Here is a 19,275-nt window from a genome sequence, read left to right as displayed (position 1 = left end):
CCTGGGTGACAAACGGAGCGGCTATTTGCGCAGTTGATACGTTCAAGATTCAGATGCTCCCGTTTTCAATACTTTGGCTTGCCGAAGATACGGCTCACGATATTCACGACCAGCACGATCATTACCAGTACCAGCGACGCCGCCCATGCGAGTTCAAGCTGGTTGTCGAAGGGCATGCCGGAGAAGTTGTAGATGAGCACGGCCAGCGAGGCCGTCGGGTTCATCACCGCCAGGCTGCCGTCGTGGTAGATCCAGTAGTTGCTGAACAGCGCGGTAAACAACAGCGGCGCGGTTTCGCCTGCGGCGCGGGCCACGGCGAGCATCACGCCGGTGAGGATTGCCGGCAGGCCGGTGGGCAGGACGATTTTCCAGATCACCTGGGAGCGGGTGCAGCCCATGCCGTAGGCGGCGTCCTTCATGATCTTGGGCACCATGCGCATCGACTCTTCAGCCGTCAGCACCACGATCGGCAGCATCAATACCGCCAGTGCCACACCACCGGCCGGGGCCGAGTAGGTGCCGGTGGTCATCACCACCAGGGCGTAGGCGAATACACCCGCCAGGATGGAAGGCAGGCCGGTGAGCATCTTCGCGGCAAAACGTGCAGCGTTCGCCAGCTTGCTGTCCGGCCCCAGTTCGGCGAGGAAGATCGCCGCCATGATGCCGACCGGCACGGCGATGGCAGCGGCAATGCCGACCATCACGAAGGTACCGGCCATCGCGTTGCCGAAACCGCCGCCGGTCTCGAAACCGGTGGGTGGCAGCTCGGTGAACACTTCAAGGCTCAGGCGCGCACCGCCGCGGGTGATGAGCATGTAGAGCACGGAAATCAGCGGTACGCTGGCCAGCAGCGCGCCCGCCCAGACCAGGGTGGTCAACACCAGGCTGCGCAGGGCACGGCCTTCGAACCGGCGCTGCAGGCTGGGCAGTGCGCCTGCGGGGGACGTCAGGTCGGTTGCAGCAGTGAGATCAGTCATCACTTATTACCCCGTTGGGCGTACATCATGATCATGGAGCCGAAGATGTTCACGATCAGCGTGATCAACATCAGCACCAGTGCGGCGTACATCAATACTTCGATCTCGTTCGGCCCGGCTTCAGGGAAGTTCAGCGCCAGCAAGGCTGCCAGGGTGTTGGCCGGTGCGAACAGCGACAGCGAGATGTTGTTGGCGTTGCCCACCAGCATGGCCAGGGCCATGGTTTCACCGAGTGCGCGGCCCAGGCCCAGCACCAGGGAACCGAAGATGCCGGTGGCGGCGGACGGCACCATCACCTTGAGAATCGCTTCCCAGTGGGTGGTACCCATGCCGTAGGCGGCTTGCTTGGTTTTCATCGGCACGGCGGTGAGCGCATCCTGCGACACGGCGGCGATGGTCGGCAGAATCATGATGGCCAGTACCAGCGCCGCCGGGAGCAACCCCGGGCCGCTCAGGGACGTGCCGAAAAAGGGGATCCAGCCAAGTTCAGTGTTCAACCATGCGGTCAACGGCCGGATCGCCGGGATGACCACGTAAATGCCCCAGAGGCCGTAAACGACGCTGGGGATGGCCGCGAGCAGTTCGACGATGGTACGAAACACCGCCGCCAGCTTCGCCGGCAAAAAATCCTGGGTGAGAAAAATCGCCATGCTGACGCCGAAGACGCCTGCGATCAGCAACGCGATAAAAGCACTGTAGAGCGTGCCCCAGATGGCCGGCAGAATGCCGTACTTGCCTTGGTTGACATCCCAGACGCTGCCGAGCAGCACGTCAAACCCGTGCTTTTCCATGCCTGGCAGGGCCTTGCGGCCGACTTCGAACACCAAGGCAAACACCAACGCCAGCACCAGAACCACGCCTATTCGCGCAAGCGCACGGAAGGTGCGGTCAACCAGGAAGTCCTTCGTAGAAGGTGGCTGGCAGGCAGAATCCGGGTTACCCGGTACGACAAACGGTGTGTTCATTGGCTAATTCCGGAACAGGGGGGGGTAACTCTCCCGGCAAGGCTGACAGCACCCGCCGAGAGAGGCCTCACGAGCGTTACTTGATGTTGGCAGACGCTTTGCGAACCTGATCGACCACCGATGGCGGCAGCGGGATATAGCCCATCGAGTCGGCGATTTTCTGACCTTCGGTCAGGCTGTACTCGACCATTTCACGCATGGCCTTGGCCTTGGCCGGGTTGCCGTTGTCCTTGCGGAAGATCATCCAGGTGTAGGAGGTGATCGGGTAGGACTTGGCACCGTCCGGATCCGGCAGCCAGGCCACCAGGCTTTCCGGCATCTTCACCGCCGCCAGTGCTTCGGCACCGCTTTCGGCGTTAGGTACCACGTACTTGCCAGCCTTGTTTTGCAGCTGGGCAAAGTCAACCTTGGCCAGCTTGGCGAAGCCGTATTCGATGTAGCCAATCGCGCCTGGGGTCTGGCGTACGGTGGCGGTCACACCATCGTTCTTCGGCGATTTGATGAATTTGTCGCTGGCTGGCCAGTTGACGGTGTTGCCTTCACCCAAGTCCTTCTGGAACTGTGGGTTGATGGCCGACAAGTGCTTGGTGAACACGGCAGTGGTACCGCTGGAGTCTGCACGCACGACCACGGTGATCGGCATATCCGGCAGTTTCAGGCCAGGGTTGGCGGCGACGATCTGCGGATCGTTCCACTTGGTGACCTTGCCCAGGAAGATGTTGGAGTACACATCGCGTGGCAGCTTAAGTTCTTTAGGATTGCCTGGCAGGTTGAACGCCAGCACGATTTCGCCTGCGGTCATCGGCAGCAACTGCACGCCTTCGGCGACCTTGGCGATGTCTTCATCTTTCATGGCCGAGTCACTGGCGGCGAAGTCCACGGTTTTGTTCAGGAAGTCCTGTACACCCGCGCCACTGCCTTTGGACTGGTAGTCAACCGTGACGCCTTCGGTCTTCTTGCTGAAATCCTTGAACCAGGTGAGGTAGATCGGCGCCGGGAAGCTGGCGCCAGAACCTGTCAGACGGACGTTCTCGGCAGCAAATACCGAGGTGGCACTTAGAGAAACCGCAACGGCGAGTGCAGCAGACTTCATCAGACGTTTCATTCAGGGAAATCCTTGTGATTACGGGCTCCCGGCACTTTGCAGCAGCTTTGTTACGCTTTTATGAAAATTGAGTGGCAAACCGCTATTTCTTCCCGCCTTTCCGCCACTGCCATGCATTTCGATGTAATTGGTTGGTAACAAAATGCGACTAAGACTTTGCCATCTCCCCCCCACGACGCGAGTGCCTCCCATGTCTGCAGTAGACGACGCCTTGATCCAGCGCATCCACCGAGAGCTGCTGGATCACAGTGACGAAGAGCTGGAACTGGAATTGTCCGAAGACGGGCACGACCTGAATGCGCTGTTCGATGAGCACGTCGAGGAAAGCCCGGAAAAGGCCGCGCGCAGGATTTACTTCAGCGAGCTGTTTCGCCTGCAAGGCGAACTGGTGAAGCTGCAAAGCTGGGTGGTCAAGACCGGCGCCAAAGTGGTGATCCTGTTCGAGGGCCGCGATGCCGCCGGCAAAGGCGGTGTGATCAAGCGCATTACCCAGCGCCTCAACCCGCGGGTCTGCCGCGTCGCCGCCTTGCCCGCCCCCAACGACCGCGAACAGACGCAGTGGTACTTCCAGCGTTATGTCTCGCACCTGCCGGCCGCCGGTGAAATCGTGCTGTTCGACCGCAGCTGGTACAACCGCGCCGGCGTCGAACAAGTCATGGGCTTTTGCAACGAAGACCAGTACGAAGAGTTCTTCCGCACCGTGCCGGAGTTCGAACGCATGCTCGCCCGCTCCGGCATCCAGTTGATCAAGTACTGGTTCTCCATTTCCGACCAGGAACAGCACCTGCGCTTTCTCAGCCGCATTCATGACCCGCTCAAGCAATGGAAACTCAGCCCCATGGACCTGGAGTCGCGTCGGCGCTGGGAGGCTTATACCAAGGCCAAGGAAGTCATGCTCGAGCGCACCCACATCGCCGAAGCGCCATGGTGGGTGGTGCAGGCCGATGATAAAAAGAAAGCCCGACTCAACTGCATCCACCACCTGCTCGGGCAAATGCCTTATGAGGAAGTGGAACTGCCGGTGATCGAGCTGCCGCAACGGGTCAGGCAGGAGGACTACTCGCGCAGCCCGACGCCGGTGGAAATCATCGTGCCGCAGGTCTATTAACGCAGGACGCAATAGATTCCCCAGTGGTGAGCGGGCCGTTCAGTTAAGAGCGAACACCGTACCGGTGGTGAGCGGGCTTGCCCCGCTCACTACAAGGGTCCATTCGTCATAACGTTTACGCTTACGGCGCCGGCTCCACATCCTTGAACACCAGCCCTTGGCTATCGCTGACCTGCCATGGATTGGCACCGCCGGTCTGGCTGAAGACCACGTGGTCGAAGCGTGAGTCTTTCAGTCCATCAATACGCGCCTTGGCTGCGCCGCGAAAGCGCACACGCTCGAACACCAGGCCCTGATGGTAGGCGTTGTGCAAGGCATCACCCTTGACCTCGATCGCCGCCCCTTGGGCATTCTCGACGCTCACGTCGCTCACCCGAATGTCCTTGAACTGCCCCGCTATCGTTGAGCGCTGATAGTCGAGCTTGGCGTTCGGGTCGTTGTAGTCAAGGGTAAAAATGAACGCCTGCTTGACGGTGTTGCGGATCGCCGAGTCGCGGAATGTCACGTTGCGCGCGCCGCCGCCCATGAAGTTGGTGCTCTTCATGCGCAGCCCGGCATCGGTGCCGTCCGACACGTTGTCTTCGGCCAGGATGTTCTGGATCCAGGCGCCGGTATGGCTGCCGGCGACCACCATGCCATGGCCCTTGCGGAAGTAGTTGTTGAAGATCCACGCATCTTCCTGCGGCGGCTGATGCACGGCATCGGCACCGGTGCCGGCAGCGAAGTTCACGCAGTCATCACCGGTGTCGAAGAAGTTGTTGAACACCATCGCCCCCTTGCTGTTGGCGAACTCGATGCCGTCGCCGTTGTTGGCGTCGTAGGTCTTGTGGGTGGTGTTGGCCAGCACCACGTTCTCGGTCTCCAGGTTCATGATGCCGTGGAACGCCGGGTTCACCACGGTGAAGCCGCCGTAGAACACGTTCTTCACATTGCGCAGGGTGATCAGCGAGGAGCGCATCTGCCCGTAGGCATCCTTGACGTTCATGCCGCGCGCCACGGCCTGTTCCACCTGCGCCTTGGCGAGGATGCCGTCCTGGGCATAGCGGGTATTGTCGCTGGGCAGGTAGAACGGCAGTGCCTGGCCACGTTCGTCGACGACATCGGCGTTGCGCTTCCAGCCATTGCCGTCGAGGGTGCCCTTGCCGACGATGCGGATGTTTTCGAATGACTGATGCTGGCGTGGATCGCGAGGCAACGCGTTGATCAGCGAGGCCGGGCGCACGGTGGTGGAATACGGGTACTGGATGTAGCCGGCCAACGGGTAATCTTCGGCGCGCTCGGAGCCGAGCAAGGTCGCGCCTTCGGCGATCTCCAGGGTCATGTTGCTCTTGAGGTAGAGCGCGCCGGTTTTGTAGGTGCCTTGAGGCAGCAAGACTTTGCAACCGACGCTGCAGGCATCGATGGCGTTCTGTATAGCCTGGGTATCGAGATGGCTGCCATCGCCTTTGGCGCCGTATTTTTTCACGTCAAATACCGCCGCAACCTGGGTGGTGCGCTGCAGCACCGGGGCGCTGTCGGCGGACTCTTTGCCGTTGCCATCCACGGAGCGCACGGTGAAGCGGTACGCGGTGTCGGGCTTCAGGCCCTGGGCGGTGAAGCTGTGAATGCCGATGCGATGGTGGAAGTTGGCGGTGTCTTGCCTATAAAACCGGTCGATGTAGGGTTTGGCCGGTGACACCTGGTCATTGTTGGCATTGGCGCTGCCCAGCAGCGTGCCATTGGCGTAGACCCGGTAATCCTTGATGTCGGCGTGATCGGCAGGCTTTTCCCACACCAGGATGATTTGCCGGTCATCAAAGGCCAGCGTCGGTACTTGCAGTTTTGACGGGGCTTGCAGCGCCCATGACAGCGGGCTGCAACCGAGGACCACCAGGACCAGCGCGCAACGCACCGGTCTTTTTTTCGAGGGTTGATACGGCATGTTGTTCTCCTTGTTTTTGCCGGTATTCACACCGAGGGGCGCTACATCTGCCGCCCGGATTCTTCGAGGTAGTTGATAAGGCGGTTGTAGGAGCGGGCAAGCTCGCTCCTACAAGGGGCTTACTGGGCGCCCAGCGCCTTGATCAGCACGTCCAATTGCTCCACTTCTTCCGGCAACAAGTCGGTCAACGGCGCACGCACGGGGCCGGCGTCGTGGCCTACCAGGCGTGCACCGGCCTTGACGATACTCACGCCATAACCTTCGCAGCGGTTGCGGATCGCCAGGTACGGCAGGAAGAAATCATCGATCAAGCGGCCCACGGTGGCGTGGTCGTCGGCGGCCACCGCGCGGTAGAAATCCATCGCGGTTTTCGGGATGAAGTTGAACACCGCCGAGGAATACACCGGCACGCCCAGGGCCTTGTAGGCCGCGGCATAGACTTCGGCGGTCGGCAGCCCGCCGAGGTAGGTCAGGCGGTCGCCGAGGCGGCGACGGATCGACACCATGGATTCGACTTCACCGATGCCGTCCTTGAAACCGATCAGGTTCGGGCAGCGCTCGGCCAACTGTTCCAGGCTGTCGGCGTTGAGACGGCACAGGTTGCGGTTGTACACCACCACGCCGAAATCCACCGAGTTGCACACCTGCTCAACATGGGCCACCAGGCCTTTCTGGCTGGCTTCGGTGAGGTAGTGAGGCATCAGCAGAATACCGGCGGCACCGAGGCGCTCGGCCTCCTGGGCGTAGGCGATGGCCTGGCGTGTAGGGCCCCCTGCCCCGGCGAGGATGGGCACCTGGCCTTTGCAGGTGTCCACGGCAGTCTTGATGATCTGCGTGTACTCCTTGGCTTCCAGGGAGAAGAATTCCCCGGTGCCCCCCGCCGCGAACAACGCGCTGGCGCCGTAGGGTGCCAGCCACTCCAGGCGGCGGGCATAGGTGTCGGCACGGAAGTCACCGGCCGCGTCAAAGTCGGTAACCGGGAAAGAGAGCAAGCCGGAAGACAGGACTGTTTTTAGTTCTTGTGGCGTCATGTTCGCAAACCTCAAATCGAAAAATAAAGGGGATACCTAAAGAGGTACGTCATCGTACAACTGTAGAAGAGCGTTAGCTAGTCTCTAAGCGCTTTTGTTTGCGCCATTATTATTTAATCAATAAAACCATAAGCTTGCGTGAACAAAACATGAAGTCACGCATCACCAATAAGCCATGGTCATACGATGACTATAGAGATCATCCGACCTTACGCCCTACAGACTCCTGACTGAAGTCACGGCTGGCCTGCACCAGCATGCGCGTGTAGTCGTGCACGGCCTGGTCCTGACTCAAGGCCTGGCAGTCGAGCAATTCGACGATCCTGCCGTGCTGCATCACCGCCACCCGGTCGCACAAGTGAGTGACCACCCCCAGATCATGGGTGACCAGCAGATAGGTGAGTTTCTCGCGCTGACGCAGGTCCGCCAGCAAGTTGAGGATCTCGGCCTGGACCGACACATCCAGGGCCGAGGTCGGCTCATCCAGCAACAGCACGCGGGGCTCAAGGATCAATGCGCGCGCAATGGCCACGCGCTGGCGCTGCCCACCGGACAACTGATGCGGATAGCGGAAGCGGAAGCTATCGTTGAGGCCGACCTTGAGCAGGATCTCGTTGATCCTGTCGTCCTTGTCTCCTACCCCGTGGATAATCAGCGGCTCACGCAGGGCGGTATCGATGGTGTGCCTGGGGTGCAGGGAGCCGTAGGGGTCCTGGAAGACCATCTGCACTTTGCGAAAATGCTCCTTGGGAATCTTGTGCTGCAACGGCGCGCCGGCGATACTCAGCTCCCCGTTCCAATGCCGGTATTGCCCGGCCAGGCAGCGCAGTACGGTGGTCTTGCCCGAACCGGACTCCCCCACCAGGCCGAACGATTCGCCGTCGGCGACACTCAGGCTCACATCGTGCAGCACCTGGTTGATGGCAGCGCCTGTGCCGAAACTCAGGTTCAAGGCGTGCGCTTGGATCATGGGCATGGTCAGGTTCCTTATTGAGTCAGCCAAAGTGGATCGCGCTTGAGCACCGGCAGGTGCACGCGACGGTTATCCATGCTCGGCAGCGCGGCCAGCAGGCCGCGGGTGTAGGGATGCTCGGCGTATTGCAGGTCGCAGGCAGCCAGGGATTCGACGACGCGCCCGGCGTACATCACCAACACGCGGTCACAGTAGTTACGCACCAGGTTGAGGTCGTGACTGACAAAAATCAGCCCCATCTGCTGCTGGTCCACCAACTCTTCCAGCACGCTGAGCACTTGCTGGCGCACCGAGACATCCAGCGCCGACGTGGGCTCATCGGCAATGATCACTTCCGGACGCGTGATCACCATCATCGCGATCATGATGCGCTGGCCCATACCGCCGGACACCTCGTGGGGGTACAGGTTGTAGACCCGCTTCGGATCGCGGATATGCACCTGCTCGAGCATCTGCATGACCCGCTCGCGCGCATCACTGCGACTGGCCTTGTGGTGGGCCAGGTAGGCTTCGGCAATCTGGTCGCCCACCTTGACCACCGGGTTCAGCGAGTACTTGGGGTCTTGCATGATCATCGAGATGCGCTGGCCGCGAATCTTCTGCATCGCCTTTTCACTGGCCGAGAGCAGATCGACCTCGCCAAACGCCATGGCCTTTGCGGTGATTCTGGCGCTGGGCGGATGCAGCTTGAGCAGGCTGCGCCCGACGGTGGACTTGCCTGAGCCGGACTCACCGACAATCGCCAGTTTCTCCCGCCCCAAGGTAAAGGACACATCGCGCACGGCGTGGGTTTCTTTCTGGCCACTGACGAAGCGCACATTAAGCCCTTCGACATTCAGTTTGATGGCGGACATAAGGTGTTCTCCGATTATTCGCTGCGCGGATCAAGGATGTCCCGCAGGCCATCGCCCAACAGGTTGAAGGCCAGGCTGACCAACATGATCGCCGCCCCAGGCACCGCCACCAGCCACCAGCACTCGAGCATGTAGCGGCGCCCGGTGGAGATCATCGCGCCCCACTCCGGCAGCGGCGCCTGGGCACCCAGGCCGAGGAAGCCCAACGCGGCGGCGGTGAGGATGATCCCGGCCATGTTCATGGTCAGGCGGATGATCACCGAGGACAGGCACATCGGCACGATATGGCGCAGGATAATCCGCGCCGGCGACGCACCTTGCAGTTCCACGGCGACGACAAAGTCAGCGTTGCGCAGCGACAGGGTTTCGGCCCGCGCGAGCCGCGCAATCGGTGGCCATGAAGTCAAGGCAATCGCCACCACCGCATGCTCCAGGCCAGGACCCAGGGCGGCGATAAAGGCCAGCGCCAGGACCAGGCTGGGGAAGGAAATAAAGATGTCGGTCAGGCGCATGAACACGGTGTCGACCGCCCCGCCGAAGTAGCCCGAAACGGTGCCGATAAACAGCCCGATGGGACCGACGATCACGGTTACCAGGGCAATGATGTACAGCGTGATCCGCGAGCCATAGACCAGCCGACTGAAAATATCCCGGCCGTATTCGTCGGTGCCGAACCAGTGCGCCGAGCCCGGCGCCTGCAAGGCAGTGGCGAGATTTTGCGCGACCGGGTCATGGGTGGCGATCCACGGCGCAAAGGCCGCGACCACCACCAATAGCAGCGCAACCAGCAGGCCCGCCAGGGTCATGGGGTTACGCAACAGGTGACGCAGCACCCGCAGGCCGCTCTTGCAGAAGGCATCGAAGCTGGAGCCCGGCGAGCGATCCACCGGCCGCTTCGCCCCCGTATCGATGGAAGACAGATTGGCATTCATAAGCATCTTCTCTGTGTGAATTCTGAAGGGCCGCAGCCCCACTCAACGCTGCTTGTAGACACCCAGGTAACGGGTGGCCTCGGCATCGTCACCGCTGAAACCCTTGACGTCGGCAGCGCTGACCACGGTATCGGTCATCTGCGAGATCATCAGGATCGGCCCCACCTGCTGGTCATAGAGCGTCTGCGCCTGGTGATACAGGCTGACCCGCTGTGCCGAATCGCGCGTTACACCCGCCTGGTCGATCAGGCTGTTGAGCTGCGGATTGAAGAATGAAGCGCGCCAGCCCTGGAAGTTCGGCAAACCAGCGTCATCGCTGTTGTTGGGGTTGTAGGCGAAGGTGCGCAGGCTGAAATACGGATGCGGATAGCGCTCGGCGCCACGGGCCACGATGATCTCGAAATTGCGCGCACGCATGGCGCCGTAGACCTGGTTGCCGGTGCCGGTGACGATACTGGCCTTGATCCCACCTTCGGCCAGGGTCGCTTGCAGGCGCGCGGCGATGTCGATGAACGGTGGCTCCGACAGCGTGCGAATAGTAGTGTTGAAACCGTCGGGGTAACCCGCCTCGGCGAGCAGCTTTTTCGCCTTGGCCACATCCATGTGATAGCCCGGATCCGGCAAGCGCGCTTCCAGCCCCAACTGCATCGGCTGCTGATTGAGCTTGCCGTAATACGGCATCACCTGTTCATCCAGGCCCTTGTAGTCGATCAGGTTGCGCACGGCTTCACGCACCTGAGTCTTGGCAAACTCGGGTTGCTTCATGCTCATCGCCACGTAGTACATGGTGCCGCGCGGCAATGATTGCACCTGGATCTTGTCCGAGCCGTCGATGGCGCGAATGTCGGGCGCCGCCATGCCGTAGGCCAGGTCGAGGTCGCCGCGTTCAAGCATCAGGCGCAAGGATTGGGATTCGGTCATGTGCCGCACCACCACGCGCTTGAGCTTGGCCGCGCCGCCCCAGTAACCGTCGAAACGGGTCAGCAGCAGCGAATCGTTGGCGCTCCATTTGGTCAGCACGAAGGGGCCACTGCCCGCCTCGTTCGTCACCAGCCAGCCGGCGCCGAGGTCGCCGTTTTTTTCATGCGCCAGGGCCGTCTTGCGGTCCACTACCACGGCGCTCGGCGAGATCGCCAGGGAGTCCACCAGCAGCAGCGGGTCCATGGTCTGCGGCAGGTCGATGACCAGGGTGTGGGTGTCCGTGGCGCGGATCAGCGATTGGATATTCTCGACGCTGTAGCCGTAGGCCTTCCAGGTGGTGGCCAGGCCGAAATTGAGCTTCATCACCCGGTACAGCGACCACGCCACGTCCTCGGCGGTCAGCGGGTTGCCCGAATGGAATTTCACATCCTGGCGCAGATGAAAGGTCACCTGCTTGCCGTCTTCGCTGATGTCCCAGCGTTCGGCCAATTGCGGCAGGTGTTTTTCCGGGTTGCCCTGGTCGCGCTTGATCAGCGTGTCGTAGAGGTTGGCGTTGACGCCGGAGGCATCCAGGCCGGGCGCATTGGCCGGGTCGATGGAAAACAGGTTGACCATGCTCATGCCGACGATCAATTGATCGGCGGGGGTCTTGGCGCTGGCCGTTGTCATCGGCCCAAGGGCGAGTATCGCCGTCAACAGGCCAAGGTGCAGTGTTGAAAATACCGTCTTCATGCAAAAATCCTTCTTTTTATAGTTTTATCGGTACTGCGCAGTGTGTTAACGGGTACGGGGGTCGAATACCTTGTACAAGGCGTCGCTGATCAGGTTGAGCGCGACGAAAATCAAGCCGATCACCAGCACGCAGCCCATCACCGCGTTCATGTCGCCGAGCATCAGGCTGCTGGTCAGGTACTGGCCGAACCCCGGCCAGGCAAACACGGTTTCGATCAGCACCGCGCCCTCCAGCAACGAGCCGTAGGCCAGTGCAACCACCGTCAGCAATTGCACGAGGATGTTGCGAAACGCATGCCCCCACACCACCTGGCGACGGGAAAGGCCCTTGACCCGCGCGGTGATGATGTACTCCTGGGACAGCTGCTCGAGCATGAAGCTGCGGGTCATGCGGCTGATATACGCCACCGAATTCAGGCCCAGAATCAGCGCCGGCAACACGATGTGGCGCAGGGCGCTGGCGAAGGCCTCCCAGTCACGTGCCAGGGTCGAGTCGATCAGCAGCAGGCCGGTGACCTCGGGCACCATGCCGTCATAGGCCAAGTCGATGCGCCCCGCTCCACCGGCCCAGCCGAGCCAGGCGTAGAACACCAGCAGCCCCATCATGCCCAGCCAGAAAATCGGCGTGGAGTAGCCGAACAAAGTGATCACCCGCGCCACGTGATCGCCGAGGCGACCCTGGTTGCTGGCCGCACAGACACCCAGCGGCAAGCCGATCAGCACGCCGAACAGGATCGCCAGGGTGGCCAGTTCGATCGTCGCGGGGAATACGCGCAGGATGTCGTCGAGCACCGGGTGGCCGGTCAACAGCGCATTGCCGAAGTCACCGTGGAGCAGGTCGTTGAGGTAAAGACCGAATTGGGTCCAGATCGGCTTGTCCAGGCCCATCGACCGGTACACCTGATCGTAGGTGGAACTGTCGGCATCCGGCCCGACTACCGCCAGCACGGGGTCGAGCGGCATGACCCGGCCGATGATGAACGTCAGGGCCAACAGGCCGAGCAAGGTCACCAGCACCGTACCGGCACGCCGGGCTGTGTTGGACGCGCGAGCGCCCATGACAGAGGCAGTCATAACAAACATAGTGAGCTCCTGATAATCGGTCAGCGCTTCTTGTAGACGTCTTTGTAGCGCGTGGTCGCGGCGGTATGGCCCTGGAAGTCGGCCACGTCGTCGTACACCACCACGGTGTCGGTCATTTGCGAGACCGGCAAAATGGCCCCGACCTGCTGATCGACCTGCTCCTGGATGTCGCGGTATTGGGCCAGTTGCTTGCCTGTGTCAGGCTCGACTTCCGCGCGCTCAATAAGCTGGTTCAGCTCAGGGCTGTAGAAGGACGTGCGCCAGCCCTGGAAGTTGGTGAGCTTGGCTTCATCGCGGTTATCCGGGTTGTACACCAGCGTACGCAGGCTGGAGTGCGGATGCCGTTCCGCGCCGCCACCGCCGCGGCCGACGATGATGTCGAAGCTGCGCTCACGCATCGCGCCGTAGATCTGGTTGCCCGTGCCGGTGATGATGCTGGCATCGATACCGGCTTGGGCCAGGGTCGACTGCAGGTTGGAGGCAATGTTGATAAACGGCGGTTCGGCGAGCACGCGGATGGTGGTCTTGAAACCGTTCGGGTAACCGGCCTCGGCCAGCCAGGCCTTGGCCTGCTTGACGTTGAGCGTGTAACCCGGATCCGGCAGGCGCGCGGCCAGGCCCAGCGGCAGCGGCCGTTGGTTGATCACGCCGTAATGGGGCATGACGGTCTGGTTGATGCCCTGGTAATCGATCAGCGCACGCACGGCCTTGCGCACGCGCGCATCGGCAAACATCGGTTGCTTCACACTCAGGGCTACGTAGTACAGCGTGCCGCGCTGCAAGGTCTGGGTGCGGACCTTGTCGCTTTTCTGCAGGGCTTCGATGTCCGGCGCGGACATGCCTTTGGCGATGTCCAGGTCGCCGCGCTCGATCATCAGGCGCAACGACTGCGACTCGGTCATGTTGCGCATGACGATGCGCTTGAGCTTGGCTGGGCCGCCCCAGTACCCGTCGAAACGGGTCATCAGGATCACGTCGTTGGCGCGCCAGTCATTGAGCACAAACGCACCGCTGCCGGCGGCGTGAGTCACCAGCCAGGCGGCGCCCATGTCGTTGTTTTTCTGGTGTTCGAGGACTTTTTTGCGATCGAGGATGAACGCACTCGGCGACGTCGCCAACGTATTGAGCACCAACAGCGGGTCGGTCGGCCGAGGCAGTTCGATCACGAAGGTCGCGGCATCCGTGGCACGCATGTAGCGCTCGACGTTCTCGGCGGTAAAGCCGTAGGCCTTCCAGGTGGAAGCCAGCGCCAGGTTGAGCTTGAGCACGCGCTGCAACGACCAGGCAACGTCTTCGGCACTCAGGTCATTGCCGGACTGGAATTTCACGCCGGTGCGCAGGTTGAACGTCAGGGTCTTGCGGTCATCACTGACCTGCCAGCGCTCGGCCAGCGCCGGTACCAGGCGATCCGGCTGGGCGACGTCCTGCACCAGCAACATGTCATAGAGGTTGGCGTTGATCTCCGACACGTCCAGGCCGGTGGCCGCCGCCGGGTCGAGGGACAGCAGGTTGATCATGCTCATGCCGACGATCAGCTGATCGGCCGGTGTCTTGGCAAAGCTTGCAGGTACGGCGGTAACGGCCAGGGCGGCGACGAATACCCGCGCCCACAGCGAGGGGAAAATGTTCATAACAAGAGTGCCTTTTTTATATTTATAGGGCTCTTGATCAGCCCGACTTATGCCGGACTGACCGTGTACACGTCAGAAGCTTTTAAGCGTATTGGTCTCGATGAAGTTGAAATCGATGTCTTCACCCAGGCCCGGCAAGTCGGACAGGTGCACAAAACCGTCGCTGTCCATCGGGTCTACCAGACGCTTGAGGTAGGCCGGTACTTCGTCGTAATCCAGGTACGGGTGCAACAGGCCACGCTCATACCAGGTGCAGTTCTTGATCGCGCCGACGACAGCCAGATTGGCGGCGCCGTTGCCATGAATCTCGCAATCCATGCCGAAGGATTCAGCCAGGTGCGCAACCTTCAGGCACGGCGCAATACCGCCGACACCCGCCACACCGGCGCGCAAGATATCGCACACATCGTGCTTGACCCAACTGGCGCGGCTCAGGTGTTTGCCGGACAGGGTTTCCGGGCCCAGCACCGGAATGTCCAACTGCCCCGCCAGCCAGGCATAGGACTCGGCGGACTCTTCCATCATCGGTTCTTCGAACCAGGCGAAGTCGAGCTTCTCCAGCTCACGCCCGATGTACAGCGCTTCGGTGCGGCTGTACCAGTGATAACCATCGAGCATCAGGGCGATGTCCGGGCCGACTGCTTCGCGTACCGCAGCACAAGCCTGGACGTCGATGCGCGGGCTCGGGGCGAAGGACACCGGCGGCATCCAAGTGTGCAGCTTGATGGCCTTGTAGCCGCGCTGCACCAGGGTCTCGGCAAAACGCCCGTAGTCTTCAGGGGTCGCCAGGCCACCGGGCAGTTCGTCGCCACACATGGTGGAACCGTAGGCCGGCACTTTGTCGCGGAAACCACCAATCAACTTGTGCACCGGCACACCCAGTTTGCGCCCAGCCCAATCCCACAGGGCCTGCTCCACCAGCGCCAAGGCGCGGTCGGTCAACTGGCTGGCACTGCCACGCTGCCAATGCGCGAGGTCATGCCAGATTTTTTCGCGATCGAAGGCGTTCTGCCCCACCAGCACTTTGCGCACGAAACCATCAAGCACATACGGGCGGATCAGTTCAGGGGCGCCGAAGGCATAACCCTCGTGACCGTCTTCGGTCTGGATGCGCAGCAAAGCCATCTGCGCCTGGGTGACATCACCCGGGTGCGCATGGCCGGCGCTGTCCACTGCGCGGCGGGTCGGGTAGGAAAATACCTGGACGTTGACTGCTGTGATTCTCATGGACGTCGTAAGCCTTCTTATTGGATTTGTGACGGAAGTGTCGTCTGTTGCGATCGATCATAGGTCATCGTACAACGCTTGAAAAGACCCAATAACCCGCCTCTCGCCTGCGTACATTTTCAGTAAATCCCGACAAAACCCTTATTTTTAAAGACAACTAAGGAATAACCAGGATTGCTGTAAAGCCCTATTCATTGGGCACATATGTTTCAAAGTGTTTCAAAACCACCGATAACCCATAGACGAGTCGTCTTGTCGTACGATAACGTATATCGGCACCTTAGATGAGATCCATACGCAACAAAGCACTGCCGTAGCAACCGTCAAACGACCCTAACAAAAACAAAAAAGAAGACCGTATGAACACCACCCTACGCACGCTCGTTACTGCCCTGACCCTCGGCCTGCCGCTGTATGTCAGCGCTGACTCTGCCAGCATCAACTACCGCCACCAGTTCACCGAGGAGGACAGCGCCCACGCTGACCGAATCAAGCTCAACTACCGCCTGGACAGTGGCCTGGGATTTGAAGCGGAAATGAAATACCGCACCGCCGGAGACCGTGAAGACGTCGCCTACGACAACATGGTCAACAACGGGCACGAGTTCACCGTGAGCTACAACTACAAACTCAGCGCGCAATCGACGTTGACCCCGGCGTTCCAGATGGACAGCTCGAAAGACTCGACCACCTACAAGTTCGGCCTCAAGTACAACTACAAGATCAACGACGCCTTCTACGCCGCCACGCGCTATCGCCTGGATGCCAAGAAGCTGGACCGCGATCAGGTCGACGAGGACTTGCCCGACCACATCAAGGATGACCAGACCACCCATCGTTTCGAGGGCTGGCTCGGCTACACGCCGGCCAGTAAGTGGGCGTACGAATATCAGTTCATCTACTTCAAGACTGACTACATCCGCTACGACAACAAGAAGAGCGATTACGAACAGAACCTGAGCGTCAAATACAAGCTCAACAAGGAATGGGCCCCGTTCATGGAGATTGGTGATGTGAAGGTCAACGCCACGTCCGAAGACCGCCAGGCGCGGTGGCGCCTGGGCATCCAGTACAACTTCATGTAAAGCCTCCACGACTTGCCTGGCGAGTGCGCATCGCTCGACAGGCAAGCCACCTGCATTCAGCGTTCAATGGAAGACCTGACCATGACCACACAACCCAAACCCTTCACGCGCATCTTGCTCACCGGCGCCGCCGGCGGCCTGGGGCAAATCCTGCGGAACACCTTGCAGGCCCACGCTGGCATCGTCCGCGCCTCGGACATCAGCCCCATGGCGCCCAGCCGTGGTGAGCACGACGAAGTGATCACCTGCAACCTGGCCGACAAGGCCGCCGTTGCGGCGTTGGTCAACGGCGTCGACGCCATCGTTCACCTGGGCGGGATTTCCGTGGAGCGGCCGTTCGAGGAGATTCTCGACGCCAATATTCGCGGCACATTCCACATTTATGAGGCGGCGCGACAACAGGGGGTCAAGAGGATTGTGTTTGCCAGTTCCAACCACGTCACCGGTTTCTATCCCCAGGACGTTGAACTGGACGTGCACTCACCGCGCCGCCCGGATGGCTACTACGCCCTCTCCAAGGCCTACGGCGAAGACCTGGCGGCGTTCTACTTTCACCGCTACGGGATTGAAACCGTGAGTTTGCGCATCGGCTCGTCGTTCCCCGAGCCGCGCAACCGGCGGATGCTTTCGACGTGGCTTAGCTACACCGACCTGGACCATCTGGTTGCGCGCGCCCTGCTGGCCAAGGATGTGGGACACAGTGTGGTGTATGGCGTCTCGGCCAATCGCGATCGCTGGTGGAGCACTCGGCACACCGAGCACCTGGGCTTTGCACCCAAGGACAGTTCGGAAGCGTTTCGCGCCAAGGTCGAGCAACAACCGCCAGCGCCGGCTGATGAACCAGGCAGCCGGCTTCAGGGCGGCGCATTCACCGCGGCCGGGCCGTTCGACAACTCGGCGGCGGCGGCTTCATAGGCCCGGCGCATGCGCTCGCGACTGTTGGACAGGTGCAGGCGCATCGCCGCCCGAGCCGCATCGGCGTCACGGCGCAGGATGGCTTTGTAGATGTCCTCATGCTCACGACTCAAGCGCTCCAGGAAGGGCTCCTTGTTGTCGTTGGCCAAGCGTTTTGAGTGCAGGCGTGTGCGCGGCAGGATGTTGACCCCCAGGTGCAACATGATGTCAGTGAAGTAGCGATTGCCCGTGGCTAACGCGATCTGCTGATGAAACTGAAAGTCTGCCGACACCGCATAGTCGGCACTCACCGCCCGCGAGTTCAGCGCATCCAGCGAGTCGCGCATCACCCGCAACTGCTCGTCGGTGCGCCCTACGCACGCCAGGCCGGCGGCCTCCACCTCCAGGCTGATGCGCAACTCCAGCACGGCCAGCACATCCTGCAAGGTCACGATGCTGTCCGGGTCGATGCGAAACCCGCTGGGGCTGGGGATATCCTTCACAAAGGTGCCGACGCCGTGCCGGGTTTCCACCAGGCCTGCGGCTTGCAGGCGCGAAATGGCCTCGCGCACCACCGTGCGGCTCACGCCATGTTCGGCCATCACTTCGGATTCGGTGGGCAGCTTGGTGGCACGCGGCAGCTCACCGGAACAGATGCGCCGGGAAAGCTCGGTGACCAGTTCTTCAGCCAGGCTGCGGTGCCGGCGTCGAACGGTGGGCTGGACGTTCGGGTTGTCCATCAAGAACGGGTATCTCGGTTAGCGGAGGAACGCGCATCATAGCGCATTCGGTTGTACGACAACCTTTCCTGTCCGTTCGCAGCGCCTTCGCCTACACGAAAGACTCTGCCAGGCCGCTCTCGACGGTTACTGAGCGGACTAAAAATGTGCAGGATTGCTCAACGCCTCGGTGCATGATCGGGCTATGATCGGCCGATATGAACCGGATGCCCAACGCCCCATGTCTGTTGATCTGCAAGCTCTCTACCCGAAACTGATCCACCTGATGCTGGATACGGTCTTTGTCGTCGACGGTGACAGCCAGATTGTCTTCGTCAGCGATGGCTGTGAGGCCCTGCTCGGCTACCGTGCCGACGAACTGATCGGCACCCAGATCACCCACTACATGCACCCTGAAGACCTGGCGCGCACCCGGGCCTCGATTGTGCGGGTCATGAATGGCCAATCCCATGTCGACTTCCGCAACCGCTATCTACGCAAGGATGGCAGTGTCGTGCACATCCTATGGGCAGCCTTCTGGTCCCAAGAGGTGGGCGCACGGATCGGGGTCGCCCGGGATGTGACGGCGCTCACCCAGGCCGAAGAAGAACTGCGCTTCCTTGCCCATCATGATCCGCTGACCGCACTGACCAATCGCTCGCTGTTCAATGATCGGCTGGACCGCGCCCTGCACCTGGCACAGTCCCACAACCGCAACTTGGCGTTACTGTTTCTGGACGTCAATGATTTCAAGGGCATCAACGATGTGCATGGCCATGCCATGGGCGATCGCGTGCTGTGTGTGATTGCCCGACGGTTGGAACGCTGCGTGCGCGAGAGCGACCTGGTGGCGAGGATGGGCGGTGATGAGTTCACGGTGCTGCTGACGGACATCCCGTCGCGGGAGGCTATTTCTGCCAAGGTGGTGCAGATACTCGCGGTCATGGCCGAGCCGCTGGGCCCAGAGTTTGGCGGGGTAGTGATGCCGTCCTGCAGTATCGGCGTGGCGGTTTATCCCCAGGACGGAGAGGACGCCGATAGCCTGCTCAGCCATGCGGACGGAGATATGTACCGGGTAAAAAGGCGCCGATTTGCGGCAGAGTGACAAGGCGGGGTT

Annotated in this window: 17 protein-coding genes; 4 read left to right on the top strand and 13 right to left on the bottom strand. The window is 61.0% G+C overall.

Going from position 1 to position 19,275, the window contains the following annotated elements:
• Positions 1-65 precede the first annotated feature (65 nt).
• The 3 genes from pstA to pstS all read right to left on the bottom strand — a co-directional run bounded on the left by pstA (position 66) and on the right by pstS (position 3,047).
• Positions 66-977 (bottom strand): phosphate ABC transporter permease PstA, encoded by a 912-nt coding sequence (gene pstA / locus HDC32_RS30625; RefSeq protein WP_131698826.1) that lies wholly within the window; start codon positions 975-977, stop codon positions 66-68.
• Complete coding sequence (gene pstC / locus HDC32_RS30620; RefSeq protein WP_053139617.1) at positions 977-1,942, bottom strand: phosphate ABC transporter permease subunit PstC; 966 nt, start codon at positions 1,940-1,942, stop codon at positions 977-979. Before pstC ends, pstA begins: the two co-directional genes overlap by 1 nt.
• 76 nt (positions 1,943-2,018) lie before the next feature.
• Positions 2,019-3,047: a phosphate ABC transporter substrate-binding protein PstS gene (gene pstS / locus HDC32_RS30615; RefSeq protein ID WP_131698827.1), complete on the bottom strand. Its 1,029-nt coding sequence runs from the start codon at positions 3,045-3,047 to the stop codon at positions 2,019-2,021.
• 190 nt (positions 3,048-3,237) lie between these two features.
• Here pstS and ppk2 point away from each other — a divergent pair, with 190 nt between their 5' ends.
• Positions 3,238-4,155 (top strand): polyphosphate kinase 2, encoded by a 918-nt coding sequence (gene ppk2, locus HDC32_RS30610; protein ID WP_131698828.1) that lies wholly within the window; start codon positions 3,238-3,240, stop codon positions 4,153-4,155.
• Positions 4,156-4,276: 121 nt separating this feature from the next.
• Here the strand turns inward: ppk2 and HDC32_RS30605 are convergent, their stop codons facing one another.
• The 9 genes from HDC32_RS30605 to HDC32_RS30565 form a co-directional block, all read right to left on the bottom strand.
• Positions 4,277-6,076: a glycosyl hydrolase family 28 protein gene (locus HDC32_RS30605; RefSeq protein WP_184746547.1), complete on the bottom strand. Its 1,800-nt coding sequence runs from the start codon at positions 6,074-6,076 to the stop codon at positions 4,277-4,279.
• A 119-nt stretch (positions 6,077-6,195) separates the two neighbouring features.
• Positions 6,196-7,107, bottom strand: coding sequence for a 5-dehydro-4-deoxyglucarate dehydratase (gene kdgD, locus HDC32_RS30600; protein WP_046035395.1), 912 nt, complete (start codon positions 7,105-7,107; stop codon positions 6,196-6,198).
• 199 nt (positions 7,108-7,306) lie between these two features.
• Complete coding sequence (locus tag HDC32_RS30595; RefSeq protein ID WP_053139627.1) at positions 7,307-8,083, bottom strand: ABC transporter ATP-binding protein; 777 nt, start codon at positions 8,081-8,083, stop codon at positions 7,307-7,309.
• A gap of 11 nt (positions 8,084-8,094) precedes the next feature.
• Entirely contained in the window at positions 8,095-8,934 is an 840-nt protein-coding gene (locus HDC32_RS30590; RefSeq protein WP_027603511.1) for an ABC transporter ATP-binding protein, read from the bottom strand.
• A gap of 14 nt (positions 8,935-8,948) precedes the next feature.
• The gene (locus HDC32_RS30585) at positions 8,949-9,866 is read right to left on the bottom strand and encodes an ABC transporter permease (RefSeq protein ID WP_184746544.1); all 918 of its coding nucleotides are present in this window, start codon (positions 9,864-9,866) and stop codon (positions 8,949-8,951) included.
• Positions 9,867-9,908: 42 nt separating this feature from the next.
• A complete protein-coding gene (locus HDC32_RS30580; RefSeq protein ID WP_167654941.1) occupies positions 9,909-11,519 on the bottom strand; it encodes an ABC transporter substrate-binding protein in 1,611 nt (536 codons plus the stop codon).
• 45 nt (positions 11,520-11,564) lie between these two features.
• A complete protein-coding gene (locus HDC32_RS30575; RefSeq protein ID WP_065923970.1) occupies positions 11,565-12,602 on the bottom strand; it encodes an ABC transporter permease in 1,038 nt (345 codons plus the stop codon).
• A 20-nt stretch (positions 12,603-12,622) separates the two neighbouring features.
• Positions 12,623-14,233, bottom strand: coding sequence for an ABC transporter substrate-binding protein (locus tag HDC32_RS30570; protein ID WP_145337174.1), 1,611 nt, complete (start codon positions 14,231-14,233; stop codon positions 12,623-12,625).
• A 72-nt stretch (positions 14,234-14,305) separates the two neighbouring features.
• Positions 14,306-15,460: a mandelate racemase family protein gene (locus tag HDC32_RS30565; RefSeq protein ID WP_131698834.1), complete on the bottom strand. Its 1,155-nt coding sequence runs from the start codon at positions 15,458-15,460 to the stop codon at positions 14,306-14,308.
• A 359-nt stretch (positions 15,461-15,819) separates the two neighbouring features.
• Between HDC32_RS30565 and HDC32_RS30560 the strand changes: the two genes are divergently transcribed.
• A complete protein-coding gene (locus HDC32_RS30560; protein ID WP_131698835.1) occupies positions 15,820-16,545 on the top strand; it encodes an oligogalacturonate-specific porin KdgM family protein in 726 nt (241 codons plus the stop codon).
• Between the two features lie 81 nt (positions 16,546-16,626).
• Positions 16,627-17,460 carry an NAD(P)-dependent oxidoreductase gene (locus HDC32_RS30555; protein WP_184746542.1) on the top strand — a complete coding sequence of 278 codons (834 nt, stop codon included), beginning with the start codon at positions 16,627-16,629 and terminating at the stop codon, positions 17,458-17,460.
• Here HDC32_RS30555 and HDC32_RS30550 read toward each other — a convergent pair.
• The gene (locus HDC32_RS30550) at positions 17,400-18,179 is read right to left on the bottom strand and encodes a FadR/GntR family transcriptional regulator (protein ID WP_131698837.1); all 780 of its coding nucleotides are present in this window, start codon (positions 18,177-18,179) and stop codon (positions 17,400-17,402) included. The two genes, HDC32_RS30555 and HDC32_RS30550, sit on opposite strands and share 61 nt — an antisense overlap.
• A 220-nt stretch (positions 18,180-18,399) precedes the next feature.
• Here HDC32_RS30550 and HDC32_RS30545 point away from each other — a divergent pair, with 220 nt between their 5' ends.
• Entirely contained in the window at positions 18,400-19,263 is an 864-nt protein-coding gene (locus tag HDC32_RS30545) for a sensor domain-containing diguanylate cyclase (protein WP_184746540.1), read from the top strand.
• Positions 19,264-19,275: the final 12 nt, after the last annotated feature.

Origin of the sequence: Pseudomonas sp. JAI120, from assembly GCF_014207255.1 — a bacterium.
Classification (GTDB): Bacteria; Pseudomonadota; Gammaproteobacteria; order Pseudomonadales; family Pseudomonadaceae; genus Aquipseudomonas.
This window is presented reverse-complemented; position numbering and strand designations above follow the sequence as displayed.